Origin of the sequence: Halorubrum salsamenti (genome assembly GCF_007671685.1) — an archaeon.
Lineage (GTDB): Archaea > Halobacteriota > Halobacteria > Halobacteriales > Haloferacaceae > Halorubrum > Halorubrum salsamenti.
Window position 1 is genome coordinate 839203 of the sequence record NZ_VCNL01000002.1, and the last position, 15588, is coordinate 854790.

General features: G+C 68.9%; 18 protein-coding genes and 2 tRNA genes. 10 read left to right on the plus strand and 10 right to left on the minus strand.

Going from position 1 to position 15588, the window contains the following annotated elements:
- Window positions 1-49: 49 nt before the first annotated feature.
- Window positions 50-877 carry an NAD(+)/NADH kinase gene (locus FGL94_RS08820; protein WP_144923569.1) on the minus strand — a complete coding sequence of 276 codons (828 nt, stop codon included), beginning with the start codon at window positions 875-877 and terminating at the stop codon, window positions 50-52.
- A 120-nt stretch (window positions 878-997) separates the two neighbouring features.
- Between FGL94_RS08820 and FGL94_RS08825 the strand changes: the two genes are divergently transcribed.
- Both FGL94_RS08825 and FGL94_RS08830 read left to right on the plus strand, forming a co-directional pair.
- Window positions 998-2290 (plus strand): KaiC domain-containing protein, encoded by a 1293-nt coding sequence (locus tag FGL94_RS08825; RefSeq protein WP_144923572.1) that lies wholly within the window; start codon window positions 998-1000, stop codon window positions 2288-2290.
- A 58-nt stretch (window positions 2291-2348) separates the two neighbouring features.
- Window positions 2349-2768 carry a hypothetical protein gene (locus FGL94_RS08830; RefSeq protein ID WP_144923575.1) on the plus strand — a complete coding sequence of 140 codons (420 nt, stop codon included), beginning with the start codon at window positions 2349-2351 and terminating at the stop codon, window positions 2766-2768.
- 255 nt (window positions 2769-3023) lie between these two features.
- Here FGL94_RS08830 and FGL94_RS08835 read toward each other — a convergent pair.
- A tRNA-Gly gene (locus FGL94_RS08835) sits at window positions 3024-3094 on the minus strand.
- A gap of 91 nt (window positions 3095-3185) precedes the next feature.
- On the opposite strand from FGL94_RS08835, the gene FGL94_RS08840 reads away from it, so the two are divergent.
- Entirely contained in the window at window positions 3186-4661 is a 1476-nt protein-coding gene (locus FGL94_RS08840) for a M28 family metallopeptidase (protein ID WP_144923578.1), read from the plus strand.
- 44 nt (window positions 4662-4705) lie between these two features.
- Here the strand turns inward: FGL94_RS08840 and nadE are convergent, their stop codons facing one another.
- Window positions 4706-5623 carry an NAD(+) synthase gene (gene nadE / locus FGL94_RS08845; RefSeq protein WP_144923582.1) on the minus strand — a complete coding sequence of 306 codons (918 nt, stop codon included), beginning with the start codon at window positions 5621-5623 and terminating at the stop codon, window positions 4706-4708.
- A 443-nt stretch (window positions 5624-6066) separates the two neighbouring features.
- Between nadE and FGL94_RS08850 the strand changes: the two genes are divergently transcribed.
- Window positions 6067-6600, plus strand: a complete 534-nt coding sequence (locus tag FGL94_RS08850; protein WP_144923584.1) for an Rrf2 family transcriptional regulator — start codon at window positions 6067-6069, stop codon at window positions 6598-6600.
- 7 nt (window positions 6601-6607) lie between these two features.
- Here FGL94_RS08850 and truA read toward each other — a convergent pair whose 3' ends face one another.
- The 3 genes from truA to FGL94_RS08865 all read right to left on the minus strand — a co-directional run bounded on the left by truA (window position 6608) and on the right by FGL94_RS08865 (window position 8272).
- On the minus strand, window positions 6608-7486 hold the full coding sequence (gene truA / locus FGL94_RS08855; RefSeq protein ID WP_144923587.1) for a tRNA pseudouridine(38-40) synthase TruA: 879 nt from the start codon (window positions 7484-7486) through the stop codon (window positions 6608-6610).
- A complete protein-coding gene (locus tag FGL94_RS08860; protein ID WP_144923590.1) occupies window positions 7483-7992 on the minus strand; it encodes a universal stress protein in 510 nt (169 codons plus the stop codon). The genes truA and FGL94_RS08860 overlap by 4 nt, the downstream gene beginning before the upstream one ends.
- Window positions 7993-8071: 79 nt before the next feature.
- Entirely contained in the window at window positions 8072-8272 is a 201-nt protein-coding gene (locus FGL94_RS08865) for a XapX domain-containing protein (protein WP_144923593.1), read from the minus strand.
- A 134-nt stretch (window positions 8273-8406) separates the two neighbouring features.
- Between FGL94_RS08865 and FGL94_RS08870 the strand changes: the two genes are divergently transcribed.
- Window positions 8407-8973, plus strand: coding sequence for a peptidylprolyl isomerase (locus FGL94_RS08870; RefSeq protein WP_144923596.1), 567 nt, complete (start codon window positions 8407-8409; stop codon window positions 8971-8973).
- A gap of 19 nt (window positions 8974-8992) precedes the next feature.
- Here the strand turns inward: FGL94_RS08870 and FGL94_RS08875 are convergent, their stop codons facing one another.
- The gene (locus FGL94_RS08875; protein ID WP_144923599.1) at window positions 8993-9175 is read right to left on the minus strand and encodes a hypothetical protein; all 183 of its coding nucleotides are present in this window, start codon (window positions 9173-9175) and stop codon (window positions 8993-8995) included.
- A 45-nt stretch (window positions 9176-9220) separates the two neighbouring features.
- Complete coding sequence (locus FGL94_RS08880) at window positions 9221-10168, minus strand: D-2-hydroxyacid dehydrogenase (protein ID WP_144923602.1); 948 nt, start codon at window positions 10166-10168, stop codon at window positions 9221-9223.
- Window positions 10169-10301: 133 nt separating this feature from the next.
- On the opposite strand from FGL94_RS08880, the gene FGL94_RS08885 reads away from it, so the two are divergent.
- Genes FGL94_RS08885 through FGL94_RS08900 form a run of 4 tightly spaced genes read left to right on the plus strand, consistent with a single transcriptional unit; the run spans window position 10302 to window position 12591 of the window.
- Window positions 10302-10922 (plus strand): DUF2589 domain-containing protein, encoded by a 621-nt coding sequence (locus FGL94_RS08885; protein ID WP_144923605.1) that lies wholly within the window; start codon window positions 10302-10304, stop codon window positions 10920-10922.
- A gap of 10 nt (window positions 10923-10932) precedes the next feature.
- Window positions 10933-11535, plus strand: coding sequence for a DUF2589 domain-containing protein (locus FGL94_RS08890; RefSeq protein WP_144923608.1), 603 nt, complete (start codon window positions 10933-10935; stop codon window positions 11533-11535).
- The gene (locus FGL94_RS08895) at window positions 11532-12266 is read left to right on the plus strand and encodes a hypothetical protein (RefSeq protein WP_144923611.1); all 735 of its coding nucleotides are present in this window, start codon (window positions 11532-11534) and stop codon (window positions 12264-12266) included. The genes FGL94_RS08890 and FGL94_RS08895 overlap by 4 nt, the downstream gene beginning before the upstream one ends.
- Window positions 12259-12591, plus strand: a complete 333-nt coding sequence (locus tag FGL94_RS08900) for a hypothetical protein (protein ID WP_144923614.1) — start codon at window positions 12259-12261, stop codon at window positions 12589-12591. Before FGL94_RS08895 ends, FGL94_RS08900 begins: the two co-directional genes overlap by 8 nt.
- Before the next feature lie 67 nt (window positions 12592-12658).
- On the opposite strand, the gene FGL94_RS08905 is transcribed toward FGL94_RS08900, so the two are convergent.
- Both FGL94_RS08905 and FGL94_RS08910 read right to left on the minus strand, forming a co-directional pair.
- Window positions 12659-13894 (minus strand): cystathionine gamma-synthase, encoded by a 1236-nt coding sequence (locus FGL94_RS08905; protein WP_144923617.1) that lies wholly within the window; start codon window positions 13892-13894, stop codon window positions 12659-12661.
- A 98-nt stretch (window positions 13895-13992) separates the two neighbouring features.
- Window positions 13993-14103: transfer RNA gene (locus FGL94_RS08910), tRNA-Glu, on the minus strand.
- Window positions 14104-14526: 423 nt separating this feature from the next.
- Between FGL94_RS08910 and FGL94_RS08915 the strand changes: the two genes are divergently transcribed.
- Window positions 14527-15525 (plus strand): phosphate signaling complex PhoU family protein, encoded by a 999-nt coding sequence (locus FGL94_RS08915; RefSeq protein WP_144923620.1) that lies wholly within the window; start codon window positions 14527-14529, stop codon window positions 15523-15525.
- Window positions 15526-15588: the final 63 nt, after the last annotated feature.

The following is a 15588-nucleotide window of genomic DNA, read 5'->3' on the forward strand; positions in this document are numbered from 1 at the left end:
AGTCGACCGGGGGCCCGAGAGCGAGCCGGGCGTCGCCGCGTTCGCCCGCTCACGACAGCTTCCCGAGCGCCTCGAAGAAGTCGGAGGGAGGGCCCGCGATCCGCATCGGCGGGGTCGTTCGCTCGACGGTCACCTCGGCCGGGGCGGGGAGGCTCGTCACGTTTCGCCCGTCGCTGGCGACGACGATCTCCTCGACGCCCTCGACCGCCACGGTCACGGTCGCGTCGGCGTCGACCACGAGCGGGGGCATCCCCTCGTCGGCGACCATCTCGTTGACGACGAGCCCGCTCACCTCGGGGTGGACGAGCGGTCCGCCCTCCGAGAGGTTGTACGCGGTCGAGCCGGTCGGCGTCGCGACGAGGACCCCGTCGGCGTGTCCGCCCGCGTACCGGCTCCCGTCCACGCGGACCTCGTAGTCGATCCCGGCGCCGGGGCCGCGCCGGTCGCCTTGGACCACGATCTCGTTGGCTGCGGGGACGGAGCTCCACTCGTCGGTCGTGGCGGCGAGCCGCGGGGCCTCCCACACGTCCATCTCGCCGCGGTCGAACGCCTCGACCTCCGAGACGACGGCCTCCGCGGCCGCCTCCGGGGGGACGGCGTTGAGGAATCCGACCTCTCCGAGATTGACGCCGACGATCGGGGTGTCCCCGGCGTTGCGCGCGACGAAGAGGAACGTCCCGTCGCCGCCGACCGCGACCGCGAGGTCGCAGGCGGCCAGCGCGTCGACCTCGCGGCCGGCAGCCGGCTCACCGAGCGCGTCGGCGGTCTCCGCGTCGAGCCAGACGGACGCCCCGGCACCGACGACCGCGTCGCGCAGCTCGTCGGCGACGGCGACCGCGCGCTCGCTCCCCTTCCGCGCCACGATTCCGACCTCCATGCGCCACCGATTCTCGCCGCCGGACAAAAGGATGCGGACATCGGACCGCGGTTCCGGAAAGTTTCAAGCCGTCCGCCCGCCTTGCCAGAATCATGTCGACCCCCACGGCCGACCGGAACCATGAGTGAGGAAGACGACTGGTTCGAGCGCGCGTTGCGGGACATCGACGAGGAGCCCGCCGACACGGCCGACAGCGACGAGGAAAGCGGTGCGGCCGACAGCGACGAGGAAAGCGGTGCGGCCGAGGAACCGTCCGACTCCGGGGAACCAGACGACGGCGCGGGCGAACGCGAGAGCGATCCGTTCGGCGGGATCCGGAGGGGCGAACGGGACCCGTCGCGCGACGCCGGCGACGGCCTCGATGACGGCGAGCCCGATAGCGACGGCTTCGATGGCGGCGAGTTCGGAGACGGCGAGTCCGGGGGCGACGATCCGTTTGGCGGCGACGGATCGGGCGACGACCCGTTCGGGGGAGAACCGCCGCCGTCCGACGACGAGAACAGGGACGAGACGAGACCCGATCCGTTCGGCGGCGGGTCGTTCGGCGACGACGACCCGTTCGGCGGCGAATCAGCGGACCCATTCGGCGGGTATCGGGGGAACGCCGCGGGCGGATCGGGAGGCCCGAACGACGTCGGGTTCGACGAGTTCGGCGGCGGAGAGGGCGGCGACGCGTCACCGGGGTTCGACGTCGACCCCGACGAGTTCGAGTCGTCGATCGAGCGCACCGACATCGGGATCGAGGGGCTCGACGAGATGATCCTCGGCGGGGTCCCGCGTCGCTCGCTGTTGTCGGTCATCGGCGGCGCCGGAACCGGGAAGACGACGTTCGCGCTGCAGTTCCTCAACGAGGCGCTCGAATCCGACCGGAAGGGGATCTACATCACCCTCGAACAGACCCGCGAGTCGATCCTCTCGACGGCCGAGGAGAAGGGGTGGTCGTTCCGCGAGCACGCCGAGGAAGACCGGCTCGCGGTGGTCGCCATCGACCCGATCGAGATGGCGAACTCGCTGGCGTCGATCCGGAACGACCTCGTCCGGCTCATCTCGGAGTTCGACGCCGACCGGCTGGTGCTCGACTCCGTCTCGCTCCTCGAGATGATGTACGACCACCCGGCGAAGCGGCGCTCGGAGGTGTTCGGGTTCACCCGGTCGCTGAAGGACGCCGGCGTCACGACCCTGCTCACCTCGGAGGCGAGCGAGACGAACCCCTACGCCTCCCGTCACGGGATCGTCGAGTACCTCACAGACGCGGTGTTCGTGCTCCAGTACGTCCGCGGCACCGACTTCCGCGAGACGCGCCTCGCCGTCGAGATCCAGAAGATCCGCGACGCGAACCACTCCCGGCAGTCGAAGCCGTACGAGATCACCGACACCGGCATCTCGGTGTACGGGCAGGCGAACATCTTCTGACGACCGCGGTCGCGCGCAGCGGGGTGGTTTTATAAATCGTATCTCGAAACGGATCGTCGTGTCCCCCGCGATCGCGCTCCTCATTCCCTCCCGGCGAGCAGTCGGGAGCGGGCTGCTCGCCGGTTTCGCTCACCTGATCGTCGCCGTCGCGCTCGCCGAGTGGTTCGGGCTCTCGATAGGCGCCACCCCCCTGTTAGGGTACGTCGCCGCCGGCGGTCTGCTGCTCGGGGCGGTCCCGGTCGCGATTTGGGTCGGGAGCCGGCTCGTCACCCCGACGATCGTCGTCGGCGGCGCGCTCGCCGCGTCGGCGTACGGGACGTGGTCCGTGTACGTCGCGCCGGTCGTGTCCCCGACGCCGGTCGATCCCACGCCGTTCGGCTGGTACCTGATCGGATGGGTCGTCGTGCTCGGCGCGGCGCTGGTCGCGGGCGGCGCGGAGTACGGTCTCCGTCGGGTGATGGCCGCGCGGCGCGAGTGAGCGGGTGTGGTTCGTTTAAAAGATAGACTCGCAGATCGCGAGATCGATCGTCACAGAACCGCACCGTCCGGGACCCCCCGCGAGCTTGCGAGCGGGGGTACGGACGGTGCACGAACGAAGTGAGGTCCGGGAATTGAACCAGAGGAAGACGGTCCGGGCTTGCGGTCTCGCTGCGCTCGACCGTTCCGGGCTGTGACTTCCAGGGTTCAATTCCACTGCTGATTCCTGCGGCTCGCGGATTGCTCGCCGCAGGAATGCACCGTCCGGGAATTGAACCCGGGCTATTAGCTTGGGAAGCTAATGTCCTACCACTGGACCAACGGTGCTCACTCGAACGTATCGAACCTTCACACTTGAACGTAGCGTTTCCGGTGCCGCGAGCCACACCCTTAACCCGTCGCCGACGGACTCGTCCCCATGCACTCGGAGCCGAACGAGACGGCCGTATCGGCCGATCCGGCGGCCGTCGAGCGCGTCCGCGAGCGCCGCAGCGAACTCGCGCCGGCGCTCGGCCGCACGTGGACCGACGGCGACCCGCGGCGCTTCCTCACCGACCTCACCGCGATCGGGAGCCGTATGGCGGGCAGCGAGGGAGAGCGCCGGGCCGCGGAGGTCGTCGCCGACGCGTTCGAGCGGGCGGGGCTCACCGGGGTCGAGACGAGGGCGTTCGAGATGGACGCGTGGGAGCGCGGGGACGCGACGCTCCGCCTGACCGCGCCCGGGCGCGACGGCGCGGCGGCGACCCGCGAGTTCGAGGCGATCGCCCTGCCGTACTCGCCGGGCGGAAGCGTCACCGGCGAACTCGTGGACGTGGGGTACGGCACGCCCGCCGAAATCGACGAGCGAGACGTCGAGGACCGGATCGCGGTCGCGTCGACGACGACCCCCGAGGGCGGTCGGTTCGTCCATCGAATGGAGAAGTTCGGGTACGCGATCGACGCCGGCGCGGTCGGCTTCGTCTTCGTCAACCACCTCGACGGCCAGCTCCCGCCGACGGGAGCGCTGACGTTCGGCGAGGAGGCCGACGCGGTCGCCGTCGGCGTCTCGAAGGAGACCGGGGCGTGGCTCCGGGAGTACGCGGTCGGCGGGGGCGGCGGAGGCGGCGGGAGCAGCGCGGGCGGTACGGACGGCGGGAGCGCCGCCGAATCGGGCCCCGCGACGACCGCCGAACTGTCGGTCGAGGCGTCGACGACGCCGGGCGAGAGCCGGAACGTGATCGGGCACGCCGGCCCGGACACCGACGAGCGGCTCCTCCTGCTCGCGCACTACGACGCCCACGACATCGCGGAGGGCGCGCTCGACAACGGCTGCGGGATCGCGACCGTCGTGACCACGGCGGAGGTCCTGACCGAGGCGGACCTCCCGATCGGCGTCGACGTGGTCGGTGTCGGGGCCGAGGAAGTCGGGCTCCTCGGCGCGGAGCGACTGGCGGAGCGGCTCGACCTCGACCGGGTCAAGGGCGTGATCAACGTCGACGGCGCGGGGCGGTTCCGCGACCTGGTGGCGCTGGCGCACGCCTCCGAGACGGCCGCGGCGGTCGCCGAGGCGGTGTCGGCGGCGACCAACCAGCCGATCGCGGTGAACGCGGAGCCGCACCCGTTCTCCGACCAGTGGCCGTTCGTCCGGCGCGGGGTGCCCGCGCTCCAACTCCACAGCGACTCCGGCGATCGGGGACGCGGCTGGGGCCACACCCACGCCGACACCCGAGACAAGGTCGACGACCGGAACGTCCGGGAGCACGCGATGCTCGTCGCCCTGCTCGTCGCCGAGTTCGCGTCCCCCGAGCGCGACGCGCCCCGGCTCGACCGCGACGACCTGATCGCGGCGTTGCGGGCGGCCGACTTCGAGACGGGGATGCGCGCGGCCGACCTCTGGCCGGCCGGCTGGGAGTAGGGGCGAGCGCTGACGGGGAGCCGGACGTCGGTCCTCCGCGCCGGTCAGTCCTCTCGTCCCGTCGGCATCGGCGGAGTCGTGCGCTTGTGCGCCGTGGCGCGGTGGCGCGCGAGCAGGTCGGCGACCGTCTCCTCGTCGACCTCGTTCGCCAACCGACCGGCGACCGCCTCCTCGTCGAGCCCGCGGTCGACCCCGAGCCGCAGCACCGCGTCGATCACGTCGTATGGGGCGCCGAGGTCGTCGGCGTCGCGCTGACCGGGGAGGAACCCCGCGGTCGGCGGCTTCTCGACGACGAACTCTGGCACGTCGAGCGCGTCCGCGAGCGCGCGAACGTCGGTCTTGTAGAGGTGACCGAGCGGGAACAGGTCGGCGGCGCCGTCGCCGTGTTTCGTGACGTACCCGAGCAGGTGTTCGCTCCGGTTGGTCGTCCCGCAGACGAGGCGGTTCGTCGCGTTGGCGGCGAGGTACGCCATCGCCATCCGGAGCCGCGCGATCGCGTTCCCGGAGCGGATCGGCTCGTCGTGGAGGTCGAACCGGTCGGGCGCGACCGCGCCGAACTGCGCGAACAGCGGCTGGAGGTGAACCGTATCGTGGTCGATCCCGAGCGCGTCTGCGAGTGCCTCGGCGTCGCGGGCGTGGGGCGCCCCGATCTTGTTACAGGGGAGGATCAGCCCGTACACGCGGTCGGCGCCGAGCGCCTCCACCGCCAGCGCCGCCGTGACCGTCGAGTCGAGCCCGCCGCTCATGTTGACGACCAGCCCGTCCGCGTTCGCGGCCGCGACCGCGTCGTCGAGGAACGTTCGGATCCGGTCGCGCTCCACGGCCGGATCGGGAGCGTCGAAGGGATCAGCGGCGGCGTCGTGGGTGTGGCGGGTCGGTGAGCCCCCGCCGTTCGACGCCGCGGTCGCGGAGCGGTCGGACAGGGTATCCGATCCGAACGCGGTCGACCGCGGATCACCCATCGGTGCGTCCCCCGAACGGCGGTTTCGGGACCGGTTCGACTCGGGAGCGCCCGCTCGAAGCTCGCCGCCCTCCGGCGGTTCGAGCGGTTCTCGTGACCCGTTCGCGCCGCAAATGCGCGCGGGTACCGATTCGAAGTCTCATGTTCGCCCGTCGCTTCCGAACGAACGGGTAAATATCCGTGGTGAGATGTGTTTAAGGTATTACCGAAATTACGCATAGTAAGATCTATTCTATCCGTATTTCAATTCAGAATGTCCAGTTAGTATCCGATATATACACAAAAACAAGAATATCACTCTCCGAGAAAGTGAGGCCAGACGAGTGATCAGATCTGTTTCAATTTGTGACGAATATAAACTTAAGCGCCCAAAATACACAGACAGAACAATATAAGGCCATTATAAACAAACATTTATACACTGAGATCCCCCACAATGCGGTCATGTCGACGATACAGCTCACAACGAGTCAGAGACGGGTGCTCACGGCGCTCGTGAACCTCGCCGAGAACGCGGACCGGCCGGTGTCCGGTTCGCGGATCGCCGAGTCGATCGACCGCAACGCCGGCACGGTTCGAAATCGGATGCAGAGCCTGCGCGACATCGGGTTAGTCGAGGGCGTCGCCGGACCGCAGGGCGGCTACATCCCGACCGACGCGGCCTACGAAACGCTCGGCGTCGAGCGGATGGACGACGCCGCGCGCACGCCCGTCGAGCGCGAGGGCGATCCGGTAGAGGGCGTCAACGTCGAGGAGATCGACCTCTCCAGCGTCGCCAACCCCGAGCTGTGCCGGGCGGAGCTCGTGATCCGCGGTCCGGTCGGCTCCTTCGACGCCGGCGACCGCGTGACCGTCGGCCCGACGCCGGGCGCGGGACTCCGGCTCTCGGGGATCGTCGACGCGACCCACGTCGACGGCAACACCCTGTTGGTCCGCGTCGAGGGAATGGAGACGCCGAGCGGAGAGCAGGCGGCGTAGTTCGCGGTCAGTCTCTCCCCGCGATCCGGTCCCGGATCGCGCCCGTCGCCGCGGCGGCGTGTCGGGCGTCGCGGTACCGCTCCCCGAAGGCGACGCGGGCGCTCTCGGCCGCCTCGGAGTCGACTTCGAACGACACGTCCCCGTAGGACACGTCCCAGAGCACCAACGGTTCGGGTGGCGCGGGACCGATCCCGATCTCCCCGGGGACCGGCTCGGGAGCGAGCAGGCGGTCGATCAGAGAGCGGTCGGTCGCGCCGCGCCCGACCGCGCGGACCGCGGCGACGAGCCGGCGCACGAGCGCTCGCGGGAACCCCCCGGCGCTCACCTCGACGACGAGGAGGTCGTCCTCTCGGGTCGCGGTCGCGGTCAGATCGCGGACGGTCCCGGTCTCGTCGCTCGTCAGGTTGTGGAAGTCGTGTTCGCCCGAGATCCGGGCGAGAGCGTCGCGGACGCGGTCGTCGTCGACCGCGTGGTCGCGATCGGCGTCCCCGTCGCCGCGGGCGGGCGCGTACAGGTGATACCGGTAGGTCCGTCGGACCGCGTCGTGGGTCGCGTGGAGCCCGTCGGGCACGTCGGCGGCCGCCCACACCCGCACCGAACCGGGGAGGTGCCCGTTGAACGCCCGCGGCGTGAGCCAGTCGGGCGCCGCGAACGCGACCGTCTGCGCGAGCGCTGAGACGCCCGCGTCCGTCCGTCCCGCGGCGGCGTACGCCGGCGGCGTCGCGTGCGTCGGCCCGTCGCCGCGGTCGAGGATCCCGTGTTCGGCGAGCGCGCGCAGGAGGGTCCCCTCGACGGTCGTCGCGTGGGGCTGGCGCTGGAAGCCGGCGTACTCGCGGCCGTCGTACGCGACCCGAAACGCGCGGGTCGCCGTCGGGTCGTCGGTCACTCCGCGTCGGAATCGGCGTCGTCGGCCGCGTCTGCATCCCCGCCCGCGGTCTCCGCGTCGGCCTCCGTCTCCTCCTCGCGGTCGGCCATCGGCACCGTGACGACCGGGACGGGGGAGACGCGCACCACTTTCTCGGTGACGCTCCCGAGCAGCACGCGCTGGATCCCGGAGCGCGCGTGGCTCGGCATCACGACGATGTCGGCGCCCACGTCGCCGATCGCGTTCTCGATGACGTCGACGGGCTCGCCGCGGACGACGTTGCCGACTACGTCGACACCGGCCGACTCCAGCTCCGCCGTCACCGTCTCGACCCGCTCCTCGGCGGCGTCCTCGACGCGCTGCGCGAACGCGCCGGCCTGGGGACCGCGCAGCGTCTGCGCGATCGTGTCGATCGCGGAGACGACGTACACGGTCGCGTCGTACCGCTCCGCGAGGCTCTTTGCGTGCGGGATCGCGTCGTTGGCCTCGCCGCCCGGCGCCACGGGGAGGAGGATGTCGTCGTACATACGTGACGGTCCGCCCGCCGGGTGCAAAACGGTACCGGCCGTTCGAGGGAGGGAAGCCACGGTTGCGGAGACGGCGGCGCTACAGCCCGAGCGCGTCGAGCAGATCGAAGCCGACGCCGGCGTAGCCGACGAGCTTGAATCCGAGGTAGATCCCGACGATCGCCACCACGCCCGGCAGTTCGGGCGGGGCGGGGATCGGAACGCGGAGGAAGGCGAACAGCGCACCGACCGTGAGGCCGACGACGAGCGCCGCGATTGTCACCACGGGCGTGGAACTCATGTCGGCGATTCGGCGGCGTCGGCTCATAAGGGCGACGTTCTCCGCCGATGCGGTGTGACCGCTGCGTGACCCGTCGGACACCGTCCACGCCGCGGATGGGCAGGGTTTTCAGACGGGCGCCCCACCACGGGGACATGGCACGAGAGGTTTCCAACTCCGACAACCCGCAGGTGACGCTGCAGACAAATCACGGCGACGTCGTCGTCGAGCTGTTCGCCGACCGCGCGCCGAAGACGGTCGAGAACTTCCTCGGACTGGCGCGCCACGACCCCGCTGCGGACGCCGACCCCGCCCGCGACACGAACACGTGGGAGGACCCCGAGAGCGGCGAGGTCCGCGGCGACTCGCTGTACGAGGGGAACGTCTTCCACCGCGTCATCGAGGACTTCATGATCCAGGGCGGCGACCCGCAGGAGAGCGGCCGCGGCGGCCCCGGCTACCAGTTCGACGACGAGTTCCACGACGACCTCACCCACGACGGTCCGGGCATCCTCTCGATGGCGAACTCCGGCCCGAACACGAACGGCTCGCAGTTCTTCATCACGCTTGACGCCACGCCCCACCTCGACGGCAAACACGCCGTCTTCGGGCAGGTCATCGACGGGATGGACGTGGTCGAGGAGATCGGCTCCGTCCCGACCGACCGCCAAGACGAGCCCCGCGACACGGTCGAGATCGAGCAGGTCACGGTCGACGAGTAGATCCCGTTCGCGGAGCTGTTCAGTCGATAGCCTCCCCTTTTCGAGACAGGTGGAATCCGTACAGCCCGACGAGCGCCGAGATCCACAGGAGGGCCGTGTACGGCCAGACGATGCCGAACCCCTGCCCGTAGACGCGGATCGCCCCGAAGCAAGCGATCACACCCAACAGAATCGCGAGTCGCTGGACAGCATCGCTTTTCATCGAATCACGATTTGGACGGCGCGAACGGATAAACGGTTCGTCCGCTCACGCGACCAGATTCTCCAGTTCCTCGCCGCTGTCGAGCCGGCCGACGTTCTCCGCGAGGATGTCGGCGACGCGCTCGTAGTAGTGCGGGGTGTGGCCGGCGTTGTGCGGGGTGATCGTGACGTTTCCGAGCCCCCACAGCGGGTGGTCCTCGGGGAGCGGCTCGGGGTCGGTCACGTCGAGCGCGGCCCCGCGAATGCGGCTGTTCCGGAGCGCCGAGACGAGCGCGTCGGTGTCGACGATCGGCCCGCGCGCGATATTTATAAGGACCGCGTCGGCTCGCATCGTCCGGAGCGCGTCAGCGTCAACGAGCCCACGGGTCGTCTCCGTGAGCGGACTCGCGAGCACCACGTACTCGGCGTCGGCGATCGCGTCGTGGAACTCGTCGAACCCGTACACCTCGTCGGTGGGTCCCCCCTTCTCGGGCGAGTACCGGACCCCGACCGTGTCGGCGTCGAAGGGTTCCAGGCGGTCGACGACGGCGGAGCCGATCGCGCCGAGCCCGACGACGGCGACGGTCGAACCGTACACCTCGGTCGTCTCGTAGCTCCGCCACTCCCGACGCTCCTGCTGGCGGTGCGCCCGCCCCCACTGGCGGGCGTGGGTGATCATCGACCCGAGGACGTGTTCGGCGATGTTCGGCTCGTGGACCCCCGAGGCGTTCGTCAGGGCGACGCCGTGGTCCGCGAGCACCTCACGGGGGAGGTGACCGGTGCCGGCGAACACGCACGCGAACAGTTCCAGGTTCTCGGCGGCGGCCAGCAGCTCCTCGTCGATGTCGAGCCCGACCGCGATCCGCGCGGTCTCGAGCATCTCTCGCTCCTCGGCCGGCGTTCGGGCCAGCGCCACCGATCGGTCGGGGAGCCGCCCTCGGATCGCCGCCGCCAGTTCGGTGCCGTCCGAGCCGTGGATCGTCTGTCGCAGCACGACGACATCTGGGTCGGTCATGCAGCCGTGTTCGACGACTCCCCTCAAAAGCCTGGGTGCTGCGGCAGCGGATGAGCGACCGGGGATCGATTGTTTCCCGCTTCAGGCCCCGTAAAGACTTAGTATCTTGACAATAGATTGTTGATTGTTACCTATGCCTAATCCAGACTTCGCGGCCGAACTGGGGAGCATTCCCTACGAGGAGGTGATCGGGACGCCGCTTCGAGCCGCCGTGGAGGCGAACGCGAAGGCCTCGATGACGGCGGCAGAGTTCATCAGATCGGTCGGCTTCACCGAGCCGACTGTCGGACAGCCCGAACCGGTGACCGTCGAGTTCGGGTACGAGAAGCGCACTGTCGACGAGGACGGCAACGAGACGGCCGAACGGCGCTCGCTGTCCGTACCGCTGTTGCTGCTCGTGAACGTTCCGTATTTCGAGGTCAGCAACGTGACCATCGACTTCAACGTCAAGTTGAACTCGGTGGAGTCGTACGAGCAGTCGAGCGAGTTCGAGTTCGGGTACCAACAGACGAGCCAGGCGAGCGCGAACCTCGGGTTCCTCCAGGGGAAGACCAAATCCGAGGTCAGCGTGAGCTACCAGCGCTCGTCGTCCCGCGGACAGGAGATCGAGCGGACCTACGACCAGTCGGTCCACGTGGAGGCGGAGTCGGTCGAGCCGCCGGAGGGAGTGAACCGGTTGATGGGCGCGCTCGAACAGACCATCGCCGACGACTCCTCGAACGGGAACGGCAACGGCAACGGGAACACGAGCTGAACGGGGAACAGTGAACGGAACTGACACCCTCGCGGACCTCCCGCTGTCGTCGCTGTTCTCCGGGCCGCTCGTCGCGGCCGTCGAGGCCAGCATTCAGGCGCAGACCGAGTCGCTCGCGCTGGTTCGAGAGATCGGGTTCGACGACGAGGGCGACCTGCGGACGGTCTCCTTCGAGTACCGGACGACCGAGGTCGACCCCGAAACGGGCGAACAGCGCCAAGCGAGCCGGCAGCTCACGGTGCCACTGGTGTTGTTCCTCTCGGTTCCGGAACTCGTCGTCCGCGAGATCGAACAGGAGTTCTCCGCGCGGATCGTCGACACGGAATCCAGGGAGCGGGAGGAGGACTCAGACGGGTCGGGCGGATCGGCGGGGCTCCCGACGCTCTCCCCGAGCCGCCTCCGCGTGTCACCGGCCTCCGAGGAGACCACCTTCTCCCGGAAGACCAAGGCGAAGTTCGATCTCGACGTCCGGATGGTCGCGGAGATCGACAGCCAGTCGACCGGTATGGAAATGCTCGAACGGACGGCGAACGGCGCGATCCGCGATGAGCCCGGATCGGTGGAGAGAATCGAGGACCGATCGCCCCGTCTCGACGAGACCACACGAGAATGACGACGCTCGACAGCTACCTCGCAGCGGTGTACGACGCCGCCGCAGAGGCCGAGACGCTGGCGCTGATCAACGGCCAGCGGCGACTTCGCCGGATGGTCGAGTCAGGGCGGCTGCCCGAGGACGCCAGTGTGCCGGTCTACCACGCGGCCGACCTCTCCGTGACGCTCGACGTCGGGCTCGAGGCGCGCGAGACCGAGGGCGGGACGGAACTCGTCGTGACCGAGTCCGAGTCGAACGACGACACTGCCATCGACATCGATCTCGAGGTGTACGATATGTTAGAGGCGGGATCCCTTCCCCAGTCGGGAGCCGGGCCCCGGGGGCCCGACACTGTCGACGTTCACTTCCCCATCCCCGATGCTTCCGATGAAGACGGGGGGTCCGACGGCGGTCACGCCCCACGGACATCGTCACCAACGAGAGGCAGCGACGAGCGGGAGAGGGAAGACGAAGCGGAGCGGGAGGAGCGCGAACGCGAGCGAGAAGAACGGGAGAACGAGGACGGCGGGCCCGAAGGGCGGGGGAGCGATCGCCGCGGAGACGCCGACGGCGGCGCCCCGTCTGCCCGTCGTTCCGCGGGGAGCGGGGGGATCCTCCCGTTCGACCTCGACGCGGTCACGGAATCGGATCTGGTCGATCCGACCGAAGACGATCCGGACGACCGCGGAGGGACGAGAGACGACGGGACCGATACGAACGACGACGCCGAAACCGACCGAAACGATGACTGAGAACGATCCACCACTCGACGACTACTTCGATCCGCTGCGCACCGACCATCGAACGTCGCTCCGGAAGCGCATGGAGCGCTACCGTGAGCAACTGGAGGACCGAGGGTACGAGGTGACGATCGCCGAGGGAACGACGGGCCTGTTCGCCGGCGTGCTCGTCATCGATGAGGACCGGGGGCGCTTCGGGTTCCTCGAGGAGGACGGCAGCGTCTCGTGGCTCGACGGCACGGGGAGCATCGGCGCGCTCGGGTCCGCCATCGTCCAGAACCACAGCGAGGCGTTCGAACGGCAGACGGCGGAGCTCGACGACCTCGACGTCGAGTGACGGACGAGCGCGACAGGAACCGACGGCGCCGCGGCGCCACGGAGCGGCGGCGCCGCGATGTCGACGGTTACGCGAGCGCCGCGTCGAACGCCCGCTGGAGATCTGCCTTCATGTCGTCGACGTGCTCGATCCCCACCGAGACCCGGATGAGTCCGTCGGTGAGCCCGGCCGCGAGCCGCTCCTCGCGGGGGATCGCGGCGTGGGTCATCGCCGCGGGCTGCTCGATCAGGCTCTCGACGCCGCCGAGCGACTCGGCGAGCGTGAACACCTCGGTCTCGCTGACGACCGTCGACGCCTGATCGAGGGTCCCGTCGAACTCGAAGGAGAGCATGCCGCCGAACGCGTCCATCTGCTCGGCCGCGAGCTCGTGGTCCGGGTGGCTCTCCAGTCCGGGGTAGTAGACGCGGCTCACGTCGTCGTGGTCCTCCAGCCACTCCGCCAGTTCCATCGCGTTCTCGCAGTGGCGCTCCATCCGGACGGAGAGCGTCTTCGTCCCGCGCAACACGAGGAAGGAGTCGAACGGACCCGGCGTCGCGCCCACCGAGTTCTGGTAGAAGCCGAGCCGCTCGTCGAGGTCGGCGTCGTCGACGATCAGCGCGCCGCCGATGGTGTCGGAGTGCCCGCCGAGGTACTTCGTCAGCGACTGGGAGACGACGTCGGCGCCGTGTTCGAGCGGGCGCTGGAGGTACGGGGTCGCGAACGTGTTGTCGACCGCGCAGAGCGCGTCGTTCGCGTGGGCGATGTCCGCGAGGGCGCCGATATCGTTGACGTTCAACAGGGGGTTCGTCGGCGTCTCGACCCACACCAGCTCCGTCTCCTCGCGCACCGCGTCCCGAACCGCGTCGTGGTCGGTCGTGTCGACGAAGGAGGTCTCGATGTCGTACTGCTCGTACACCTGCGTGAGGATGCGGTGAGTCCCGCCGTACACGTCGTCGCCGGCGACGACGTGGTCGCCCGCCTCCAGCAGGTTCAAGACGGTGTTTATCGCGGCCATCCCGGAGGCGAAACAGCGCGCGTGGCTCCCGGACTCCAGCGAGGCGAGGTTGGCTTCGAGGTCGGTCCGCGTCGGGTTCCCGGTGCGGCTGTACTCGTACCCGCGGTGCTCGCCCGGGCCGTCCTGTTGATACGTGGAGTTCGCGTGGATCGGCGTCATCAGCGCGCCGGTCTCCGGGTCGGGCTCCTGTCCGGCGTGGATCGCGCGGGTCTCGAAGTGTCGGTCGTCGCCGCCGGCCGCGTCGCCCTCGTGGTGATCGCCGCTCTCGCTGGGAGCGTCGCCCTCGGCGTCGTCGGATCGGTCGCTCATACCCGACGGTCGTCGCCGAGGGAGGTGATTCTTCCCCTTCCGAGGCGGGGGAGAGTAAACGGCTATCGCGGCCGCTAACAGCGTGAGACTGTGAGAAGTGCTCGGTCAGGGATTTGAACCCTGGTCGTCGGCTGTCTTCCAAACCGGCGCGCCGTCGCGCCGCGTCTGCCGAAAGGCCAACATGATTGGCCGGACTACACCAACCGAGCGCAATTTCGGGTTGTGCCGCATCCGATTTAACTCTTCTCAAGTCGCGGCACCGTGGGAGGCGTCGGCAGGGTCGCGTCTCCCGGTTCGGGCGCGCTCCGCGCAGCCGTCAGCCCCGGCTTCGGTTCGCGTTTCGACCGTCGTTCCGGCCATCGGCGACCGTCAAGAACGACCGGAGCGGTTCCGGATCGGACGCCGAAGACCTCGTTCCCGGATATCACCCCCGAAATCCGGTGTCTCGATCGTGTCTCGAATTAGATATATAGTACTATATAAAACAAAGGTGTATAATTATCAGTCGGTATTCTCAGATGAGTCGTGTTCGGATATCTATGTAAAATTGGGCGTTTCAGCTCCTAGAAGCTCTTTATAGGCTGGTATATATTTCGAACAACTTTAAGGGATATGGGATCTGATACCGAGGTATGGAGACGAGGAAGGTGCAAGTCACCGGCGGTTCGACGTACACGGTCTCGATTCCGAAGACGTGGGCGACCGACAACGACGTCGAGGCGGGAACGGAGATCGAGTTCCACCCCGACGGTGACTCGCTGTTCCTCACGCCGCGCTCAGAGGAGGAGCGCACCCGCGGGACGCTCGACATCTCGGACCTGTCGGGACAGGCGCTCACCCGAGCGGTGACGACGATGTACGTCAGCGGATTCGACGTGATCGAACTCGAAGGCGCCGAGATCACCACCGAGCAGCGGTCGACGGTCCGCGAGGCGGTCCAGAGCCTCGTCGGGCTGGAGGTGTTAGAGGAGACCCGCGACCGGGTGGTCGTACAGGACCTCCTCGACTCCTCGGAGCTGTCGATCCACAACGCGGTCACGCGGATGCGGCTGATCTCGCTGTCGATGCTCGAAGACGCCATCGCGGCGCTCTCCGAGCGCGACCACGACCTCGCGCGCGACGTGATCGGACGGGACGACGACCTCGACCGGCTCTGGCTCGTCGTCTCGCGGATCTTCCGGGCGACGCTCCGGACGCCGAAGGCGGCCGAGGAGCTCGGGCTCCCCCGCGAGGAGTGCTTCGACTACCACTCCAGCGCCCGCCAGCTCGAACGGATCGGCGACCACGCGACGAAGATCGCACACCTGACGCTGAGCATCGAAGAGCCCCTCCCTGACGACGTGGTCGAGGCGGTCAACGAGCTCTACGGCGACGCGGTCGAGGTGATCGACACCGCGATGGACGCGCTGTTCGCGGACGACAGCGAGGAGGCGACCCGCCTCGCGAACGAGGCGCGCACCGGCGTCCGGGCGATCGACGAGCGGGTGCGCGCCATCGACGAGCTGCTCCGCGAGCTGGATCCCACCCGCGCGCAGCTGCTCGGGCTGGTCGTCGACTCCGTGCTCCGGTCGGCCGATTACGGCGGCAACGTCGCGGAGACGGCGCTGCAGAAGGCCGCGCCGACGCCGTGAACTGAGGGTTCTCAATCGGCGACGACCGTCGGTCGGATGGCCGGGGAGGCGGGTTTTTTGGGT

What these genes read in the sequence shown, in the direction of transcription:
- FGL94_RS08865 (WP_144923593.1), bottom strand. Translation starts at nt 8,272, where the DNA reads ATGAGTTCCACGCCCGTGGTGACAATCGCGGCGCTCGTCGTCGGCCTC.
- FGL94_RS08895 (WP_144923611.1), top strand. Translation starts at nt 11,532, where the DNA reads ATGACGACGCTCGACAGCTACCTCGCAGCGGTGTACGACGCCGCCGCA.
- FGL94_RS08840 (WP_144923578.1), top strand. Translation starts at nt 3,186, where the DNA reads ATGCACTCGGAGCCGAACGAGACGGCCGTATCGGCCGATCCGGCGGCC.
- FGL94_RS08875 (WP_144923599.1), bottom strand. Translation starts at nt 9,175, where the DNA reads ATGAAAAGCGATGCTGTCCAGCGACTCGCGATTCTGTTGGGTGTGATC.
- FGL94_RS08885 (WP_144923605.1), top strand. Translation starts at nt 10,302, where the DNA reads ATGCCTAATCCAGACTTCGCGGCCGAACTGGGGAGCATTCCCTACGAG.
- FGL94_RS08860 (WP_144923590.1), bottom strand. Translation starts at nt 7,992, where the DNA reads ATGTACGACGACATCCTCCTCCCCGTGGCGCCGGGCGGCGAGGCCAAC.
- FGL94_RS08905 (WP_144923617.1), bottom strand. Translation starts at nt 13,894, where the DNA reads ATGAGCGACCGATCCGACGACGCCGAGGGCGACGCTCCCAGCGAGAGC.
- FGL94_RS08870 (WP_144923596.1), top strand. Translation starts at nt 8,407, where the DNA reads ATGGCACGAGAGGTTTCCAACTCCGACAACCCGCAGGTGACGCTGCAG.
- FGL94_RS08825 (WP_144923572.1), top strand. Translation starts at nt 998, where the DNA reads ATGAGTGAGGAAGACGACTGGTTCGAGCGCGCGTTGCGGGACATCGAC.
- FGL94_RS08900 (WP_144923614.1), top strand. Translation starts at nt 12,259, where the DNA reads ATGACTGAGAACGATCCACCACTCGACGACTACTTCGATCCGCTGCGC.
- FGL94_RS08850 (WP_144923584.1), top strand. Translation starts at nt 6,067, where the DNA reads ATGTCGACGATACAGCTCACAACGAGTCAGAGACGGGTGCTCACGGCG.
- FGL94_RS08820 (WP_144923569.1), bottom strand. Translation starts at nt 877, where the DNA reads ATGGAGGTCGGAATCGTGGCGCGGAAGGGGAGCGAGCGCGCGGTCGCC.
- FGL94_RS08880 (WP_144923602.1), bottom strand. Translation starts at nt 10,168, where the DNA reads ATGACCGACCCAGATGTCGTCGTGCTGCGACAGACGATCCACGGCTCG.
- FGL94_RS08915 (WP_144923620.1), top strand. Translation starts at nt 14,527, where the DNA reads ATGGAGACGAGGAAGGTGCAAGTCACCGGCGGTTCGACGTACACGGTC.
- nadE (WP_144923582.1), bottom strand. Translation starts at nt 5,623, where the DNA reads ATGGGTGATCCGCGGTCGACCGCGTTCGGATCGGATACCCTGTCCGAC.